We start from the raw sequence: 215 nt of genomic DNA on the forward strand, positions 1-215 counted from the left end.
TTGCGGTGGCCAGCCGTGCCGCGTCGCGCAATGCCGCCGCGATCGGGCCGTCCCAGTCGACGTCGATCGAGCCCGTCGAACCGATCACCGTCAACGCGAGCTGCAGCGTGCCCTCCGCGTCGAACACCGGCACGCACATCGCGCTGACGCCGGGGCTCGGCAGGTCGACGCCGCGTTCGATACCGCGTGCGCGGATCGCATCGAGTTCCGTCTGG

General features: G+C 71.2%; 1 protein-coding gene. It reads right to left on the minus strand.

What is annotated here, in order from left to right; translation table 11 throughout:
* The coding region (locus G3O00_RS42860) for an IclR family transcriptional regulator C-terminal domain-containing protein (protein ID WP_277399397.1) at positions 1-215 on the minus strand (215 nt) is incomplete at both ends.

The sequence above is a fragment of the Burkholderia sp. Ac-20384 genome (assembly GCF_017104605.1).
GTDB classification, from domain to species: domain Bacteria; phylum Pseudomonadota; class Gammaproteobacteria; order Burkholderiales; family Burkholderiaceae; genus Burkholderia; species Burkholderia lata.